General features: G+C 55.5%; 16 protein-coding genes. 12 read left to right on the top strand and 4 right to left on the bottom strand.

Annotated features, from left to right (window positions below; genetic code table 11):
- Positions 1–68: 68 nt before the first annotated feature.
- From livH to ugpQ, 9 genes are all read left to right on the top strand, one after another.
- Entirely contained in the window at positions 69–995 is a 927-nt protein-coding gene (gene livH / locus FY046_RS14985) for a high-affinity branched-chain amino acid ABC transporter permease LivH (protein ID WP_133846615.1), read from the top strand.
- Positions 992–2,266, top strand: a complete 1,275-nt coding sequence (locus FY046_RS14980; protein WP_133846616.1) for a high-affinity branched-chain amino acid ABC transporter permease LivM — start codon at positions 992–994, stop codon at positions 2,264–2,266. The genes livH and FY046_RS14980 overlap by 4 nt, the downstream gene beginning before the upstream one ends.
- The gene (gene livG / locus FY046_RS14975; RefSeq protein ID WP_133846617.1) at positions 2,263–3,030 is read left to right on the top strand and encodes a high-affinity branched-chain amino acid ABC transporter ATP-binding protein LivG; all 768 of its coding nucleotides are present in this window, start codon (positions 2,263–2,265) and stop codon (positions 3,028–3,030) included. The genes FY046_RS14980 and livG overlap by 4 nt, the downstream gene beginning before the upstream one ends.
- Position 3,031: 1 nt before the next feature.
- Positions 3,032–3,745: a high-affinity branched-chain amino acid ABC transporter ATP-binding protein LivF gene (livF, locus tag FY046_RS14970; RefSeq protein WP_062747708.1), complete on the top strand. Its 714-nt coding sequence runs from the start codon at positions 3,032–3,034 to the stop codon at positions 3,743–3,745.
- Between the two features lie 232 nt (positions 3,746–3,977).
- A complete protein-coding gene (ugpB, locus tag FY046_RS14965; protein ID WP_446186222.1) occupies positions 3,978–5,294 on the top strand; it encodes a sn-glycerol-3-phosphate ABC transporter substrate-binding protein UgpB in 1,317 nt (438 codons plus the stop codon).
- 97 nt (positions 5,295–5,391) lie between these two features.
- Positions 5,392–6,279: a sn-glycerol-3-phosphate ABC transporter permease UgpA gene (gene ugpA / locus FY046_RS14960; protein ID WP_227535572.1), complete on the top strand. Its 888-nt coding sequence runs from the start codon at positions 5,392–5,394 to the stop codon at positions 6,277–6,279.
- A complete protein-coding gene (ugpE, locus tag FY046_RS14955) occupies positions 6,276–7,121 on the top strand; it encodes a sn-glycerol-3-phosphate ABC transporter permease UgpE (protein WP_167864252.1) in 846 nt (281 codons plus the stop codon). The genes ugpA and ugpE overlap by 4 nt, the downstream gene beginning before the upstream one ends.
- A gap of 2 nt (positions 7,122–7,123) precedes the next feature.
- Positions 7,124–8,194, top strand: a complete 1,071-nt coding sequence (locus tag FY046_RS14950; RefSeq protein WP_171149714.1) for a sn-glycerol-3-phosphate import ATP-binding protein UgpC — start codon at positions 7,124–7,126, stop codon at positions 8,192–8,194.
- On the top strand, positions 8,194–8,934 hold the full coding sequence (ugpQ, locus tag FY046_RS14945; protein ID WP_446186221.1) for a glycerophosphodiester phosphodiesterase: 741 nt from the start codon (positions 8,194–8,196) through the stop codon (positions 8,932–8,934). Before FY046_RS14950 ends, ugpQ begins: the two co-directional genes overlap by 1 nt.
- 362 nt (positions 8,935–9,296) lie before the next feature.
- Here the strand turns inward: ugpQ and FY046_RS14940 are convergent, their stop codons facing one another.
- Positions 9,297–9,584 (bottom strand): DUF2756 domain-containing protein, encoded by a 288-nt coding sequence (locus FY046_RS14940; protein ID WP_133846623.1) that lies wholly within the window; start codon positions 9,582–9,584, stop codon positions 9,297–9,299.
- A gap of 155 nt (positions 9,585–9,739) precedes the next feature.
- Between FY046_RS14940 and ggt the strand changes: the two genes are divergently transcribed.
- Positions 9,740–11,488 (top strand): gamma-glutamyltransferase, encoded by a 1,749-nt coding sequence (gene ggt, locus FY046_RS14935; protein WP_133846624.1) that lies wholly within the window; start codon positions 9,740–9,742, stop codon positions 11,486–11,488.
- Positions 11,489–11,533: 45 nt separating this feature from the next.
- Here the strand turns inward: ggt and FY046_RS14930 are convergent, their stop codons facing one another.
- Both FY046_RS14930 and FY046_RS14925 read right to left on the bottom strand, forming a co-directional pair.
- On the bottom strand, positions 11,534–12,673 hold the full coding sequence (locus tag FY046_RS14930) for a phytanoyl-CoA dioxygenase family protein (RefSeq protein ID WP_446186220.1): 1,140 nt from the start codon (positions 12,671–12,673) through the stop codon (positions 11,534–11,536).
- A gap of 13 nt (positions 12,674–12,686) precedes the next feature.
- Entirely contained in the window at positions 12,687–13,517 is an 831-nt protein-coding gene (locus FY046_RS14925) for an SDR family oxidoreductase (protein ID WP_133846626.1), read from the bottom strand.
- A gap of 308 nt (positions 13,518–13,825) precedes the next feature.
- On the opposite strand from FY046_RS14925, the gene FY046_RS14920 reads away from it, so the two are divergent.
- Positions 13,826–15,007: an aspartyl protease family protein gene (locus FY046_RS14920; protein WP_446186219.1), complete on the top strand. Its 1,182-nt coding sequence runs from the start codon at positions 13,826–13,828 to the stop codon at positions 15,005–15,007.
- 67 nt (positions 15,008–15,074) lie between these two features.
- Here the strand turns inward: FY046_RS14920 and FY046_RS14915 are convergent, their stop codons facing one another.
- The gene (locus FY046_RS14915; protein WP_159337833.1) at positions 15,075–15,569 is read right to left on the bottom strand and encodes a GNAT family N-acetyltransferase; all 495 of its coding nucleotides are present in this window, start codon (positions 15,567–15,569) and stop codon (positions 15,075–15,077) included.
- Between the two features lie 364 nt (positions 15,570–15,933).
- Between FY046_RS14915 and FY046_RS14910 the strand changes: the two genes are divergently transcribed.
- Positions 15,934–16,629: a pirin family protein gene (locus FY046_RS14910; RefSeq protein WP_133846630.1), complete on the top strand. Its 696-nt coding sequence runs from the start codon at positions 15,934–15,936 to the stop codon at positions 16,627–16,629.
- The last annotated feature ends 21 nt before the right edge of the window (positions 16,630–16,650 follow it).

Here is a 16,650-nt window from a genome sequence, read left to right as displayed (position 1 = left end):
TGCCCGGCCCTTTGTCGTTTTCATCCACCTGCACCCGCTGTGCAGGTGGATTCGTAAGGTATTAAGGTATGTCCGAGCAGTTTCTCTATTTCTTGCAGCAAATGTTCAACGGTGTGACGTTGGGCAGCACCTATGCGCTGATCGCCATTGGTTACACCATGGTGTACGGCATCATCGGCATGATTAACTTTGCCCACGGCGAAGTGTATATGATCGGTAGCTACGTCTCGTTCATCGTCATCGCCGCATTGATGATGATGGGGATTGATGCCAGCTGGCTGCTGATTGGCAGCGGCTTCGTTGTCGCCGTGGTGATCGCCTCCTGTTATGGCTGGAGCATTGAGCGCGTGGCGTATAAGCCAGTGCGATCGTCGAAGCGATTGATTGCCCTGATCTCCGCCATCGGGATGTCAATCTTCTTACAAAACTACGTCAGCCTGACCCAGGGCTCGCGCGATCTCGCGCTGCCAAGTCTGGTGACCGGACAGTGGACGATTGGCGAAAGCAATGGCTTTGCCGCGACCATTTCCACTATGCAGATCGTGATCTGGAGCGTGACGTTCCTCGCCATGCTGGCGCTGACGATATTTATCCGCTACTCACGTATGGGCCGTGCCTGTCGCGCCTGTGCTGAAGATCTGAAAATGGCCAGCCTGCTGGGCATTAACACCGACCGGGTGATCTCACTGACCTTCGTGATTGGTGCGGCAATGGCGGCGGTGGCCGGCGTGCTGCTGGGCCAGTTCTACGGCGTGATCAGCCCTTATATCGGTTTTATGGCCGGGATGAAAGCCTTCACCGCTGCCGTACTGGGTGGCATCGGGAGTATTCCTGGTGCGATGATTGGTGGTCTGATTCTGGGGATTGCAGAAGCCCTGACCTCGGCCTACCTCAGCACGGAATATAAAGATGTGGTGTCGTTCGCGCTGCTGATTGTGGTGCTGCTGGTGATGCCTACCGGTATTCTGGGTCGTCCGGAGGTTGAGAAAGTATGAAAAAGCTCAACCTGCTTAACGCCCTTGTCTCATCGCTGATGCTGTTGGTGTTGGCGGCATTCTTTATGGGCATGCGGCTGGATCTCGATGGCACCAAACTGGTGGTTAATAACGCGGGCAACGTGCGCTGGAACTGGATTGCGCTGGGCTGTGGTGTGGTGTTTTTGTTCCAGCTGCTGCGCCCGCTGGTGCAGAGCAGCCTGAAAAAAGTCTCCGGTCCGTCGCTGGTCCTGCCGGGGATTGATGGTTCAACCCCGAAGCAAAAACTGTTTCTGCTGGCTTTAATTGTTGCCGCCGCCGTGTGGCCGTTCCTGGTGTCACGCGGCACGGTGGATATCGCCACCCTGACGCTGATTTACGTCATGTTGGGCCTTGGTCTGAACGTGGTGGTGGGGCTGTCGGGGTTGCTGGTGCTGGGTTATGGCGGTTTTTATGCCATCGGTGCTTACACCTTTGCGCTGCTCAACCACTACTATGGCCTGGGGTTCTGGGAGAGCCTGCCGCTGGCAGGTCTGGTCGCTGCGGCGTTTGGTCTGCTGCTGGGCTTCCCGGTACTGCGTCTGCGCGGTGACTATCTGGCGATTGTTACCCTCGGTTTCGGTGAAATCGTGCGTATTCTGCTGCTGAACAATACAGAGATTACCGGTGGCCCGAACGGCATCAGCCAGATCCCGAAACCTTCTCTTTTTGGGCTGGAGTTTAACCGCAGCGCACGTGACGGCGGTTGGGATACGTTCCATAACTTCTTCGGCCTGAAGTATGACCCGAGCGACCGTATTATCTTCCTGTATATGGTGGCGCTGCTGCTGGTGGTGATCACGCTGTTTGTGATCAACCGTCTGCTGCGTATGCCACTGGGGCGCGCGTGGGAAGCCCTGCGTGAAGATGAGATTGCCTGCCGCTCGCTGGGCCTCAGCCCAACGCGCATCAAGCTGACCGCCTTCACCATCAGTGCGGCCTTTGCCGGTTTCGCTGGCTGCCTGTTTGCCGCCCGTCAGGGCTTTGTCAGCCCGGAATCCTTCACCTTTGCCGAGTCGGCGTTTGTGCTGGCGATCGTGGTACTGGGCGGCATGGGATCGCAGTTTGCAGTGATTCTTGCCGCGATCCTGCTGGTGGTGTCACGTGAACTGATGCGCGATCTTAACGAGTACAGCATGCTGGTGCTCGGTGGCTTAATGGTATTGATGATGATCTGGCGTCCACAGGGACTGTTGCCGATGAAGCGCCCGCATCTGAAGTTGAAAACGGCAGAAAAAGGAGACCAGGCATGACTCAGCCTCTGTTAGCCGTTAATGGCCTGATGATGCGTTTTGGTGGTTTGCTGGCCGTCAATAATGTGGAACTGGAGCTGCGCCCGCAGGAAATCGTCTCGCTTATCGGCCCGAATGGCGCCGGTAAAACCACAGTGTTTAACTGCCTGACGGGGTTCTATCGCCCGACGGGTGGCTCTATCACGCTGGGGGACAAGCAGCTTGCGGGTCTGCCTGGGCAGAAAATCGCACGCATGGGGATTGTCCGTACCTTCCAGCATGTGCGCCTGTTCCGCGAAATGACGGTCATTGAAAACCTGCTGGTTGCCCAGCATCAGCATCTGAAAAGCGGTGTGTTTTCTGGTCTGTTGAAAACGCCGGCCTTCCGTAAAGCGGAAAGCGAAGCGCTTGACCGCGCAGCGACCTGGCTGGACCGCGTCGGGTTGCTGGCGCTGGCTAACCGCCAGGCGGGTAACCTCGCTTACGGGCAGCAACGCCGTCTTGAGATCGCCCGCTGCATGGTGACGCGTCCGGAAATCCTGATGCTGGATGAACCGGCTGCCGGCCTGAACCCGAAAGAAACTCACGAGCTGGATGAGCTGATTGCGGAACTGCGCAACCAGCACAACGTTTCGGTACTGTTGATTGAACATGATATGAAACTGGTAATGGGTATTTCTGACCGTATTTACGTGGTCAACCAGGGAACGCCGCTGGCTAACGGTACGCCGGACGAGATCCGCAATAACCCGGACGTGATCCGTGCTTATCTGGGAGAAGCATAATATGAGTCAGGCTATGCTTTCCCTGAATAATATCAGTGCGCATTACGGCAAAATCCAGGCGTTGCACAATGTCAGTCTGCATATTAATCAGGGCGAAATTGTCACCCTGATTGGTGCGAACGGTGCGGGTAAAACCACCATTCTCGGGACGCTGTGCGGGGAACCGCGTGCCACCGAGGGGTCAATTACCTTCGACGGTAAAGACATTACCGACTGGCAGACGGCGCGTATTATGCGTGAGGCGATTGCCATTGTGCCGGAAGGGCGTCGCGTCTTCTCGCGTATGACGGTGGATGAGAATCTGGCAATGGGCGGTTTCTTTGCCGAGCGTCAGCAGTATCAGCAGCGCATCAAACGTGTGTATGAGCTGTTCCCCCGTCTTTATGAGCGCCGTGTACAGCGTGCCGGCACCATGTCTGGCGGTGAACAGCAGATGCTGGCCATTGGCCGTGCGCTGATGAGCCAGCCGCGTCTGTTGCTGCTGGACGAGCCATCGCTGGGCCTGGCCCCGATCATTATCCAGCAGATTTTCGACACCATCGAACAGCTGCGTCAGGAAGGCATGACGATTTTCCTCGTTGAACAGAATGCCAACCAGGCGCTGAAGCTGGCCGACCGGGGCTACGTGCTCGAAAACGGTCATGTGGTGCTGGAAGATACCGGGGCTGCGTTGTTGGCCAATGAAGCGGTACGTAGTGCGTATTTAGGCGGTTAATGTCCGGGGCGGGCATGCCAGTAAAACAGGGCGGGCATGCCCGACCCCTACGTTATCCGTTGGGGCGAGGCATGCCTCGCCCGATATCAATAATGCATCCCCGACCGTCACCTCGCTGTCACCTCACTGTCATAACTTCGTTATTTTTCTGTCATTTTCGCATGTCATGTTACCTCCCGACTCAAAGAATGCGCGATAACGCGCCTTACAACACCGGGTACAGGAAACCGACATGTCATCAATCGCCTTTCGTCATACCGCACTTAGCGTGGTACTGGGACTGACTCTTAGCGCCAATGCGCTGGCCGCCACTGAGATCCCATTCTGGCACTCAATGGAAGGTGCGCTGGGTGAAGAAGTTAACTCGCTGGCCACCCGCTTTAACGCAGAAAACCCTGACTATAAAATCGTGCCAACCTACAAAGGTAACTACGAGCAGAGCATGTCAGCGGGTATTGCTGCCATTCGTTCTGGCAAAGCCCCAGCGATTTTGCAGGTGTACGAAGTCGGTACGGCCACGATGATGGCATCGAAAGCGATTGTTCCGGTCAATGAAGTGTTTAAAAACGCGGGCATTGCGATGGATCCGAAGCAGTTTGTGCCCGCCGTGGCGGGCTATTACAGCGATTCCAAAGGCCAGCTGATCTCCCAGCCTTTTAACAGCTCTACCCCGGTGCTGTACTACAACAAAGACGCCTTTAAAAAAGCCGGCCTTGACCCAGAGCAGCCGCCAAAAACCTGGCAGGATCTGGCGAAATATACGGAAGCACTGCGTAAAGCGGGCATGACCTGTGGTTACGCCAGCGGCTGGCAGGGCTGGATCCAGATTGAGAACTTCAGCGCCTGGCATGGTCTGCCCGTTGCCACCAAAAACAACGGTTTTGACGGCACTGACTCGGTACTGGAATTCAACAAACCGACGCAGGTTCGCCACATTGCCCTGTTGGAAGAGATGAATAAGAAGGGTGATTTCACCTACTTCGGCCGTAAAGATGAATCCACCGCCAAGTTCTATAACGGCGACTGTGCCATCACCACCGCCTCTTCCGGCTCGCTGGCGGATATCCGTAGCCACGCCAAGTTCAACTACGGCGTAGGCATGATGCCGTACGATGCAACCGTGCCGAACGCGCCACAGAACGCCATCATCGGTGGGGCCAGCCTGTGGGTCATGAAAAACAAAGATGCAGAAACCTACAAAGGCGTCGCCAAGTTCATGCAGTTCCTGGCGAAACCAGAAATTGCTGCTGAATGGCACCAGAAAACCGGTTACCTGCCGATCACCACGGCCGCGTATGAGCTGACCAAACAGCAGGGTTTCTATGACAAGAATCCGGGTGCAGACATTGCGACGCGTCAGATGCTGAACAAAGATCCACTGCCGTTCACCAAAGGGATGCGTCTGGGCAATATGCCGCAGATCCGTACCGTGGTGGATGAGGAGCTGGAAAGCGTCTGGACGGGCAAGAAAACCCCGCAGGCGGCACTGGATAGCGCCGTTGAACGTGGTAATCAACTGCTGCGTCGTTTCGAACAACAGACCAAATAACGTAGACGCATGTAGGGGTGGATCCCCGATCCGCCCATCAGGGCCGACCAGAACAGCGGTCGGCCCCTGTGACGTTTTTCGCACGAGATAAACCTTTATGTCCCAACCTCGTCCCGTATTTCGCGCCAAAGCACTGCCCTACCTGCTGGTGCTGCCACAGCTGTTAATCACGATCATTTTCTTCCTCTGGCCCGCGGGCGAAGCCCTGTGGTACTCGGTCCAAAACGTCGATCCTTTCGGCATCTCCAGCACGTTTGTCGGACTGGAAAACTTTATTCGCCTGTTTAGCGACAGCTACTACCTTGATTCCTTCTGGACCACGCTGGTGTTCAGCGGTCTGGTCACCGTGATTGGTCTGGTGGTGTCACTGCTGTTTGCCGCGCTGGTCGACTACGTGCTGCGCCTTAAACGCTTTTATCAGACGCTGATGCTGCTGCCTTATGCGGTGGCTCCTGCGGTAGCGGCGGTGCTGTGGATGTTTCTGTTCAGCCCGGGCCTCGGTCTGATTACCCATTTCTTAGGGCTGCTGGGTTACAGCTGGAACCATGCGCAAAATAGCGGCCAGGCGATGTTCCTGGTCGTTTTGGCCTCGATCTGGCAGCAAATGAGCTACAACTTCCTGTTCTTCTTTGCCGCGTTGCAGTCTATTCCTAAATCCCTGGTAGAGGCGGCCGCGATTGACGGCGCAGGCCCGGTGCGGCGTTTCTTCAGCCTGTCGTTGCCGCTGATCGCCCCGGTGGGTTTCTTCCTGGTGGTCGTCAATCTGGTGTACGCCTTCTTTGATACCTTCCCGGTGATTGATGCCGCCACGGGCGGTGGCCCGGTACAGGCGACGACGACGCTGATTTATAAAATTTACCGTGAAGGCTTTGCCGGTCTGGATCTCTCCTCGTCCTCTGCGCAGTCCGTGGTGCTGATGGTGCTGGTGATTATTCTGACGGTGATTCAGTTCCGCTATGTCGAGAAGAAGGTGCGCTACCAATGATCGAAAACCGACGCGGGCTGGATATTTTCAGCCATACCCTGCTGGGCCTCGGTATCCTCACCGTGCTGTTCCCGCTGTATGTGGCGTTTATTGCCGCCACTCTCAGTACGGAACAGGTGTTTCAGGTGCCGATGCCGCTCATCCCCGGTACGCACCTGTGGGATAACATTTCCCGTATCTGGACCCACGGCGTGGGGCAAAACAGCGCGCCCTTCAGCACCATGCTGTTTAACAGCCTGATTATGGCGCTGGCGATCACCACCGGAAAAATTACCGTCTCCATGCTGTCGGCGTTTGCGCTGGTGTGGTTCCGCTTCCCGCTGCGTAACCTGTTTTTCTGGATGATTTTTATCACCCTGATGCTGCCGGTTGAGGTGCGTATTTTCCCGACGGTGGATGTGATAGCCGACCTCAATATGCTCGACAGCTACAGCGGGTTAACCCTGCCGCTGATGGCGTCGGCCACCGCCACGTTCCTGTTCCGTCAGTTCTTTATGACGCTGCCTGATGAACTGATGGAGGCTGCACGTATTGATGGTGCCAGCCCGATGCGCTTCTTCTGGGACATCGTACTGCCGCTGTCGAAAACCAATCTGGCAGCGCTGTTCGTCATCACCTTTATCTACGGCTGGAACCAGTACATGTGGCCGTTGCTGATTGTCAGCGACAGCAAACTGGGGACGGCAGTCGCGGGTATCCGCAGCATGATTGCCACCGGTGATGCGGCAACCCAATGGAACCTGGTGATGGCGGCGATGATCCTCACGCTGATCCCACCGGTAGTGATTGTTTTAGTGATGCAGCGCGCCTTTGTTCGCGGTCTGGTTGAGAGTGAGAAATAACGATGGCAGGTGTAAGACTTCAGGCAGTAACGAAATCCTACGATGGGATAAACCCGATTATTCAGCCGCTGGATGTCTCAATCCGCGACGGTGAGTTTATGGTGATGGTCGGGCCAAGCGGCTGTGGAAAATCGACACTGCTGCGCATGGTGGCCGGGCTGGAACGGGTGACCAGCGGAGATATCTATATTGATACCCGCCGTGTGACCGAAGAGGAGCCAAAAGATCGCGGTATCGCGATGGTATTCCAAAACTATGCACTCTACCCGCATATGAGCGTGGAAGAGAATATGGCCTGGGGCCTGAAAATTCGCGGTATGGGCAAAGAACAGATCCGCCAGCGCGTGCTGGAGGCGGCACGCAGCCTGGAGCTGGAGGCACTGCTGAAACGCCGCCCGCGTGAGCTGTCCGGTGGGCAGCGCCAGCGTGTGGCGATGGGGCGCGCCATTGTGCGGGAACCAGCGGTATTTCTGTTTGATGAACCGTTGTCTAACCTGGATGCCCGGCTGCGTGTGCAGATGCGTCTGGAGCTGCAGCAGCTGCATCGTCGTCTGAACACCACCAGTCTGTACGTGACCCATGACCAGGTAGAAGCGATGACGCTGGCGCAGCGGGTGATGGTGATGAATAAAGGCGTGCTGGAACAGCTCGGTACGCCGGTGGAAATTTATGAGCGCCCGGCCACGCGTTTTGTCGCCAGCTTTATTGGTTCCCCGGCGATGAACCTGTTGGAAGGGCAGGTGAATGCTGACGGTTCACGTTTTAATCTCAGCGACAGTATGGCGCTTCCCCTGAGCGTACCGATGGCAAAATGGGCCGATCGCGCATTGACGATGGGCGTTCGTCCGGAGCATATTGAACTCTCCTCCCGGCAGGACGGCGGCATTCCACTGGTGGTGGATACGCTGGAAATGCTGGGAGCGGATAACCTGGCACACGGCCGCTGGGGCAATAATAAACTGGTGGTGCGCCTGCCGCATTCGGTGCGACCGGAGATGGGCAGTACGCTGTGGCTGCATCTGCCGCCGCAGTCATTGCACTTCTTTGACCCTAATGGACAACGGATCGACTAATGAATAAGACCTGGCCATACCCGCCCATTGTTGCCCATCGCGGCGGCGGGAAACTGGCGCCGGAAAATACCCTGGCCGCTATCGATATCGGTGCGCAACTGGGACACCGGATGATTGAGTTTGATGCCAAACTGTCGCAGGACGGTGAAATTTTCCTGCTGCATGATGACACCCTTGACCGCACCAGCAACGGCTGGGGTGTGGCAGGGCAGTTGCCGTGGGACAAGCTGGTCCAGTTGGATGCCGGTAGCTGGTTTGGTAGTGCATTCACCGATGAGCGCCTGCCGCTGCTGGCTGATGTCGCGGCACGCTGTCGCCAGCATCGTCTGATGGCGAATATCGAAATTAAACCTACCACTGGTCTGGATGCAGAAACCGGGCGGGTTCTGGCGCTGGCGGCAAGGGTGATGTGGCAAGGGCAGGTGATGCCGCTGCTGTCATCGTTCTCGTATCATGCGCTGGAAGCGGCACAACAGGCGGCGCCGGAGTTGCCACGCGGGCTGCTGCTGGATGAGTGGGATGACAACTGGCAGACACTGACCACCACGTTGGACTGCGTGTCGATTCACCTGAATCATAAGCTGCTGGATAAGGCGCGCGTTGCACTGCTGAAACAGGCCGGGCTGCGTATTCTGGTGTATACGGTCAATAACCCGGATCGGGCGCGTGAGCTGTTGCAGTGGGGCGTGGATGCGATCTGCACCGACCGCATTGATGTGATTGGACCAGATTTCCGCTGAATAGCGGGTCGGGCATGCCCGACCCCTACGAATCGTGTGACCGATGGGGCATCGCGCTGTACGGTTTTATGTTGGTGCGAGGCATGCCCGACCCCTACGAATCGTGTGATTGATTGGGCATCGCGCTGTACGGTTTTATGTAGGTGCGAGGCATGCCCGACCCCTACAAATCGTGTGACCGATGGGGTATCGCGCTGTACGGTTTTATGTTGGTGCGAGGCATGTCTGACCCCTACGAATCGTGTGACTGATGGGGCATCGCGCTGTACGGTTTTATGTTGGTGCGAGGCATATCTGACCCCCTACGAATCGTGTGAACTGATGGGATTTATGTAGGGGCGAGGCATGCCTCGCCCTGAGCGTCAATTCTGTGGCAGCTGTTTCACCTGACCCTCTTTGGTGCGCTGGGCCGCACTGTCACGCTGCTCCTGCATTTTCCGCTGCAAATCCTGCTGCTGACGCTGTTGATCCTGCTGGAGTTTCAGCTTCTGCTGCGACTGCTGGTTCTGCATATTTTGCTGCAAACGCTGCGTGCTGGGATTGTAGCCCGGCTGTTGTGGGTTGCTGTTATTGCTGTTGTTGCTCAGCATGTTCGCCATACCGGTTAACGGCAAAATGGCGGCAAAGATAACTAACCATTTCATTTTCATTTTTATTCCTCCGTGTTACTGCCTTAAGTCTACTTCAGCCACAAGCCCTGCACGCCAGGAGTGTTCCTGATTTGCGTTAAAATTCGCCTTTCATCCATTTTTGTGCATATTTATCAAAGGCAAACATAACGTAAATATAATTAAAGGATGTAACAATGATGACACAAGCTACTCTGAAGCGCCTGTCGTGGTCGCTGTTAGCCGGGTTACTGGTGTGGCAGGGGGCAGGTGCTGCTCCCACTGCGCCGCCTGTTTCTTACGGGGTTGGGGCGGACACCTTCCATCCGGTGAAAGCGCAGCACGGTATGGTCGCTTCGGTGGATGCAACGGCGACAGAGGTTGGGGTGAAAATCCTCGAACAGGGCGGAAATGCGGTGGATGCGGCTATCGCCGTGGGTTATGCGCTGGCGGTGACGCATCCACAGGCAGGGAATCTCGGCGGCGGGGGTTTTATGCTGTTGCGCACCGCGTCCGGTAATACCACCTCGATTGATTTTCGCGAGATGGCTCCGGTACACGCCAGCCGCGATATGTTCCTGGATGCGGCGGGCAACGCCGACAGCAAAAAATCACTGACTTCCCATCTTGCCTCCGGCGTGCCGGGAACGGTGGCAGGATTTTCACTGGCCAGTCAGAAATATGGCACGCTGCCGCTGAGTACCTTAATCAAACCGGCACTTGAGCTGGCACGTAAAGGCATCGTGGTGAACGACTCGCTGGCGGATGACCTGAACGTTTACGGTAAAGAGGTGCTGGTAGGGCATGCGAACAGTAAAGCCATCTTCTTTAAAGCCGACGGTACGCCTTATCTCAAAGGCGAAAAGCTGGTGCAACGCAATCTGGCACGCAGCCTCGAACTGATTGCACAGCAGGGACCGGATGCCTTCTATAAAGGCAAAATTGCCGATGAGATCGCAGGCGAGATGCAGCAGCACGGTGGGCTTATCAGCAAAACGGACCTGGCGAACTACCGTGCGATCGAGCGCAAGCCGATCAGCGGCACCTACCGTGGCTATGAAGTCTTCTCGATGCCGCCACCCTCATCAGGCGGCATTCATATTGTGCAGATCCTCAATATTCTGGAAAACTTTGACCTAGCGAAGATGGGATTTGGCAGCGCAGATGCCATTCAGGTGATGGCGGAAGCAGAAAAATATGCCTATGCCGATCGCTCGGAATATCTGGGCGATCCGGATTTCGTCAAGGTGCCGTGGCAGGCGCTGACCAGCAAAGCCTATGCTAAATCGCTGGCGCAGCAGATTGATGTCGCCAAAGCGCGCCCTTCCGCGGAGATTAAACCCGGTAAGCTGGCCCCGTATGAAAGCAATCAGACCACGCACTTCTCGGTGGTGGATAAAGACGGCAATGCGGTAGCGGTTACCTACACGCTGAACACCAATTTCGGCAGCGGGATTGTCGCCGGTAACAGCGGCATTCTGCTGAATAATGAGATGGACGACTTCTCCGCGAAACCGGGAACGCCAAACGTTTACGGGCTGGTGGGAGGTGAAGCCAATGCGGTACAGCCTTACAAGCGCCCGCTCTCTTCCATGTCGCCGACCATTATCGCTAAAGACGGGAAAACCTGGCTGGTAACGGGCAGTCCGGGCGGGAGCCGCATCATCACGACTGTGCTGCAAATGGTCGTGAACAGCATTGATTTCGGAATGAACGTCGCCGAAGCCACCAACGCGCCGCGCTTCCATCATCAATGGTTACCGGATCAGCTACGTGTAGAGAAAGGCTTCAGCCCGGATACACTGAAACTGTTGAGCCAGAAAGGGCAGAATGTGAAGGTGATGTCTGCCATGGGCAGCACGCAGAGCATTATGCTGGGGCCGGACGGGATGCGTTACGGTGCGTCAGATCCGCGCACCATTGATGATTTAACCGCGGGGTATTGATGTGATGCGGGCCGACCAGGAAACAACAGGTCGGCCCGCGGAAAATCACGCCTGACGTTTCTGCACGTGCTCGCTTAACTGCTGATCAAAGTGCACTTCCGACCATCCCTCCTGTAATGCCTGCAACAGCAGCGCCTGCTGCGTCTGTGGCACCAGTCCGCCCAGCGGTGGATCGGTATCCAGATTGGTCGGGAACGAATAGCCCTCTGCCGCTGCGGCAATCACCGCATGACGCTGTTCTGTCTCCAGCTGGCGCTGACGCAGAGCGGGATAGAGGCTCAGCAGTACTTTGACGTGGTTGACCTTCTCCATGGTTTTGCCAAAGCTGGAAGAGACCTGGAGCAGGTTGGCCGTGCGGATATGATCTGCCGTGGTGTTATTACCTGCCGCATGGAACAGCGCCGGGTTGAAGAACAGCCCGTCGCCTTTTTGCAGCGGTAGCTGAATCGCATGCTGCTGGAAGTATTCAATAAATTTGGGCTGGCGCCAGGCCAGATACCCGCCCTCATACTGATGGGAAAAGGGCAGCAACTGGGTTGGGCCAGATTCCAGCGGCATATCCGTATGCGCTACCGCGCCTTGCAGGGTGAGATACTGCGACAGGATCTGTAAAGGCAGCGGGAAGCGGGCCACAACCTCATTACTCTGGAAACCCAGATGATAATCGCGGTGTGGCTGCTGTGCTTTACCGCCCGGCCGTACCTGATTCACCTGTGCGGTGATCTCATAGCCCGGCCCGACCCAGCTTTCGCAGATCAGCGCCAGCAGGGGATTTCCGTAGTAATCGATAAAGGCATCGGCATCGCGTTCTGCCACTTTTTGCAGGGCATTCCAGATGCGTCCATTGCTGCCCGCCCTGGCAAAATGATCGCCGCCGCCGGAGGCCGCCTCATCACGCAGGATCTCCTCAAACAACTGACTGCTGCGGTCGACGGCCGCCAGATCGCGGTACAGCCCTTTAACAACAAATACGCCAGGCCCGGATGAGAGCGCCCGATGCAGTTCACTGAGCACCGACTGGCGATCGTCACGGGCGGCATTGATCAGCGACTCAGCCTGATAAATCAAAACATTCCGTTGTGCGCCGTGCGCCAGCGGGTAATCCTGTTGATGCAGGGTCTGCTGTGATACGGTGGCGAAATCATCCAGCGAAAGCTGTGCTTCATTGAGATAGATTGCGTTCATAATCGGTCGCTCCTTACAGGGCCAGTATCTGCTGAGGCTGTGGTGCACCATCATCACCGCAGCCCACCACGTTCTGATCAAAGTCGATGACGGCACCGGTCATCATCCCGGACTCTTCAGAGAGTAAAAATGCCACGCCACGGGCCACTTCCCGGGGCTTCAACAGTCGGCCAAAGGGCTGCTCGCGTTCGGCTTTTTCCAGCCAGTCGTCGCTCGCCTGGTGATACTGCTTCTGGATGTCATCTTCGTGTGGTGTATCCATCCAGCCAATATTCAGGCCGTTAACGCGAATGCGGTTGCGCATGGCGCTGAAAGCAACGTTTTTCGTCAGCGTAACCAGTGCGCCTTTTGAGGCGGCATAGGTGGTGAGGAAGCTCTGGCCGCCGTGAGAGGTCATGGTGATAATATTGACGATGCTGCCTTCCACCTTGTTGGCAATCATCAGTTTGATCGCCGCCTGCATCAGAAAGAATGGCGCACGGACGTTGACGGCAAAGATGGCGTCAAAAAGTTCGGGGGTCGTATTGAGGATGGTGCCACGATCGGACATTCCGGCACAGTTCACCAGACCATGCAGCGTACCGAAGCGCGTTGCCGCTTCGGCAATCACCTGTTCGCAGGCTTGTGGGTCACTGATATCGGCGGCGACAAACCAGGCTTCACAGCCGAGTGCCCGTAACGCCTCTTCTTGAGCCGCCCCGGCCTTGCGGTTTCGGCCACAAAGGATCAGCCCGCGCGCGCCGCGTTCTGCCAGTAATCTTGCAACGGCAGCGCCCAGTCCCTGAGTGCTGCCCGTGACCACATAGACGTTACCGTGAAACTGCTGATTAATATTTAAGCTCATGATTAAACTGCCTTTATTGTTGATTTATGTAGGGTTGGTCGTCAGAGAAAATGGCTCCAGACCACCTTATCACTTACATTTCATTAACAATACGCACGAATCACCTCAAAAAAACCTCAAAAAAAGGTGTCAAATGTGAGTGTGACAGGGGGATGAGTGAGTTGGGTTCAATCCAGTGTTTTTTGCTTTTTCTCGACAATTAGCACGCTTAAATCTCGTTTTGTCCTCTTTTTAACGTAGATTGAAGAAACGTAAACGTCACAGGGCCCCCAATACTGGAACATGGGGCATCCACTACAAGGAAGGTTATGAAGTACTCTGCACTGACCATCATTTTTTCCGCTGCGCTACTGTCGGGATCATTATCGGCTCTGGCCGACCGCATTCCTGTCTCCGCCCCACAGGCCGTGTTAACGAGCCCCGTGCGGCCCGATGTTCTGATTGTGCCGGTGGCCATCAGCGGCAAGCAGTACCATTTCCTGCTGGATACGGGCATCAGTACGCTGGTGATTGATAATGCGCTGGCGAGTGAGCTGACGCATCGGCTCCCCGTTGACCAGGTGTCGGCGTTGCAACGGGCTATCCTGGCGGCAGGTCTTCAGACGCCGGGTGGGCCGCTGCCTGCAGATGCACTCCTGCTTTGGCAGCCGATGGCATTGGCTATTGGCGATCGCGTGTTGCCCGCCAGTGCCCCGTGGCAGGGGATGGATCTCAGTGCCTTTACTCAGGTGACCGGTGTGAAAATTGACGGGATTTTAGGCCAGGATATTTTTCGCCAGTTTGCGTGGCAGGTTGATAATCAACAGGGGCAGCTCAGCGTCTGGCAGCAAGCGCCCGGCACGCTGGATTACCCGGTGTGTGTTCCCTACCGCGATGCCTATGATTCCGGGCCTGAATTGTTGCTGGACTATCACAATCGCCCGGTCCATATGCGGGTTGATACCGGCGTTTATTACAGTTACATCGGTGATGAGCTGATTAAAGCAAGCCGCGAACGTCCTGAAAGCGCGGTGCTGACAGGCATCAATCAGCCCGTTCTGGGGCTAACTGGCCAGGCGGTAAGTGTTGGGTATTCACTGACAGGCTTAAGTTTTAATCAGATGCCGCTGGGTAAGCTGCTGGTACGTGAGAACAAACAGGGAGCATATGGTCTGGGGATGAACTTTCTGGCCCGCTTTGATAGCTATCTTTTCATGCCGAAAAAAATGCTGTTTTGTTATCGGGAGCAACACTTTACTCGCGACGAGCCTGAACCGCAGCGCATCCTTTCCGTTCGTTATTACGCACATCGGGTTGAGTTCTTTTCTCATTCCCCGACCGCACTGGCCCGCTTTGGTCTGCAAAATGGGGATGTGCTGGTGGAAGTTAACGGCAGTAAAGTCCTGCCTGAAGGCCTTCATCAACTCCGTATTGCCCTGGCGGACACTCCGGCAGGGCAATTAGTGCTCAAGATTGAGCGTCGCGGTAAAATGAAAACGATCAGGATTTGATGATGCAGGGGAGGGCTCATACTGGGCTCATCCCCGCAAGATAGTGCTCGCTTTGGCACCACGCCAGTTATGACCGGAAGCGCGCCATGTAGAGGGCATCAACCTGCTGGCCATTGCGTACTGCATAACGCCGGGCGCAGCCTTCAGTTTCAAAACCAAATTGTTCATACAATGCGATAGCGGCATGGTTGTCGGCAAAGACCGTGAGTTCGATACGCTCAACGTTCAGCCAGTTATCACAGAGATCGATGATCGTACGCATCATCGCTTTCGCCACACCCTGGCCGCGATAACGGACATCGACCCCGAGGCCAAACGTGGCGGTATGACGGCGGCGGGCGCGATTGTTGACCTCCAGCGTGACCTGGCCAGCCACTTCATCACCCCTGCAGGCCACCAGCATTTGCATGCCATCCGGCACAGAGGCGATGCGTTCCTGCCACTTTTTTAGCGAGGGATGGGGGAGCTGTAGTGTATCGGCATAGGTTTCCGGCTGGCTGTACAACTGATAAATGGCAGTGGCATCTTCCGCAAGCACATGTCGAACAATAATCTCACTCATTTTCCCTCTCCGTAGATTGTATAATCCTCTTTAAAATCAGGGTTTTTTATCGCAATATCAAGCAAAAAATAATCAGGAAATGGCTTTACAAGTGCGAATGATAATGATTATTATTGTCATGCGTTTTCAGGAAAGCCTCTGGCACAGACTGAGAAGGCACGACATTGCTCACATTGCTTCAGTATTTCTTAGCCAGCTCGGGTGCTGGCTTTTTTTTTGCCTGTCTTCCGCCGCACATCTGCAATTCTCCTGTTTCTTTCTGCGCATTTATATCGAATATTTTGAACAGAGAAGACAATTTTATCCGCTATCATCCACAGCGCTACAGGTCCAGACTGTGTCAAAACGTTGAGGAGAATTGAATATGATTTACTTACGCAAAGCACAAGATCGTGGTCATGCAAATCATGGCTGGCTGGACAGTTACCACACCTTCTCTTTTGCCGATTACTACGATGCCAATTTTATGGGCTTCTCGGCACTGCGAGTGATTAACGAAGATGTGATTGATGGTGGTCAGGGATTTGGTACGCATCCTCATAAAGATATGGAAATCCTGACTTACGTGCTGTCCGGTACGGTTGAACACAAAGACAGCATGGGCAACAAAGAGCAGATCCCGGCGGGTGAATTCCAGATTATGAGCGCCGGTACCGGGGTCCGTCACTCTGAGTACAACGCCAGCAAAGATGTACCGCTGCATCTGTACCAGATCTGGATCATCCCGGAAAAAACCGGTCTTGAGCCACGTTACGCGCAGCGCCGCTTCGACGATGTGCAGGGACGCCAGCTGGTGCTGTCACCGGATGCCCGTGAGGGTTCGCTGAAGGTGTTCCAGGATATGACGCTGTCCCGTTGGGCGCTGAAATCCGCTGAGCAGGGTAGCGTAGAGGTGGAAGAGGGTCGTCGTATCTGGATCCAGGTGGTGAAAGGGGCGGTTACCGTCAACGGTGAAGCGGCAACAACGTCTGACGCGTTTGCCATCTGGGATGAAAAATCCCTGGCGATTGTTGCCAGCAGCGATGCCGAAATCCTGTTGTTCGACCTGCCACCGGTCTAAGTGTTCTCCCTGTCACATTTT

The sequence above is a fragment of the Erwinia sp. 1181_3 genome (assembly GCF_052824965.1).
This window is presented reverse-complemented; position numbering and strand designations above follow the sequence as displayed.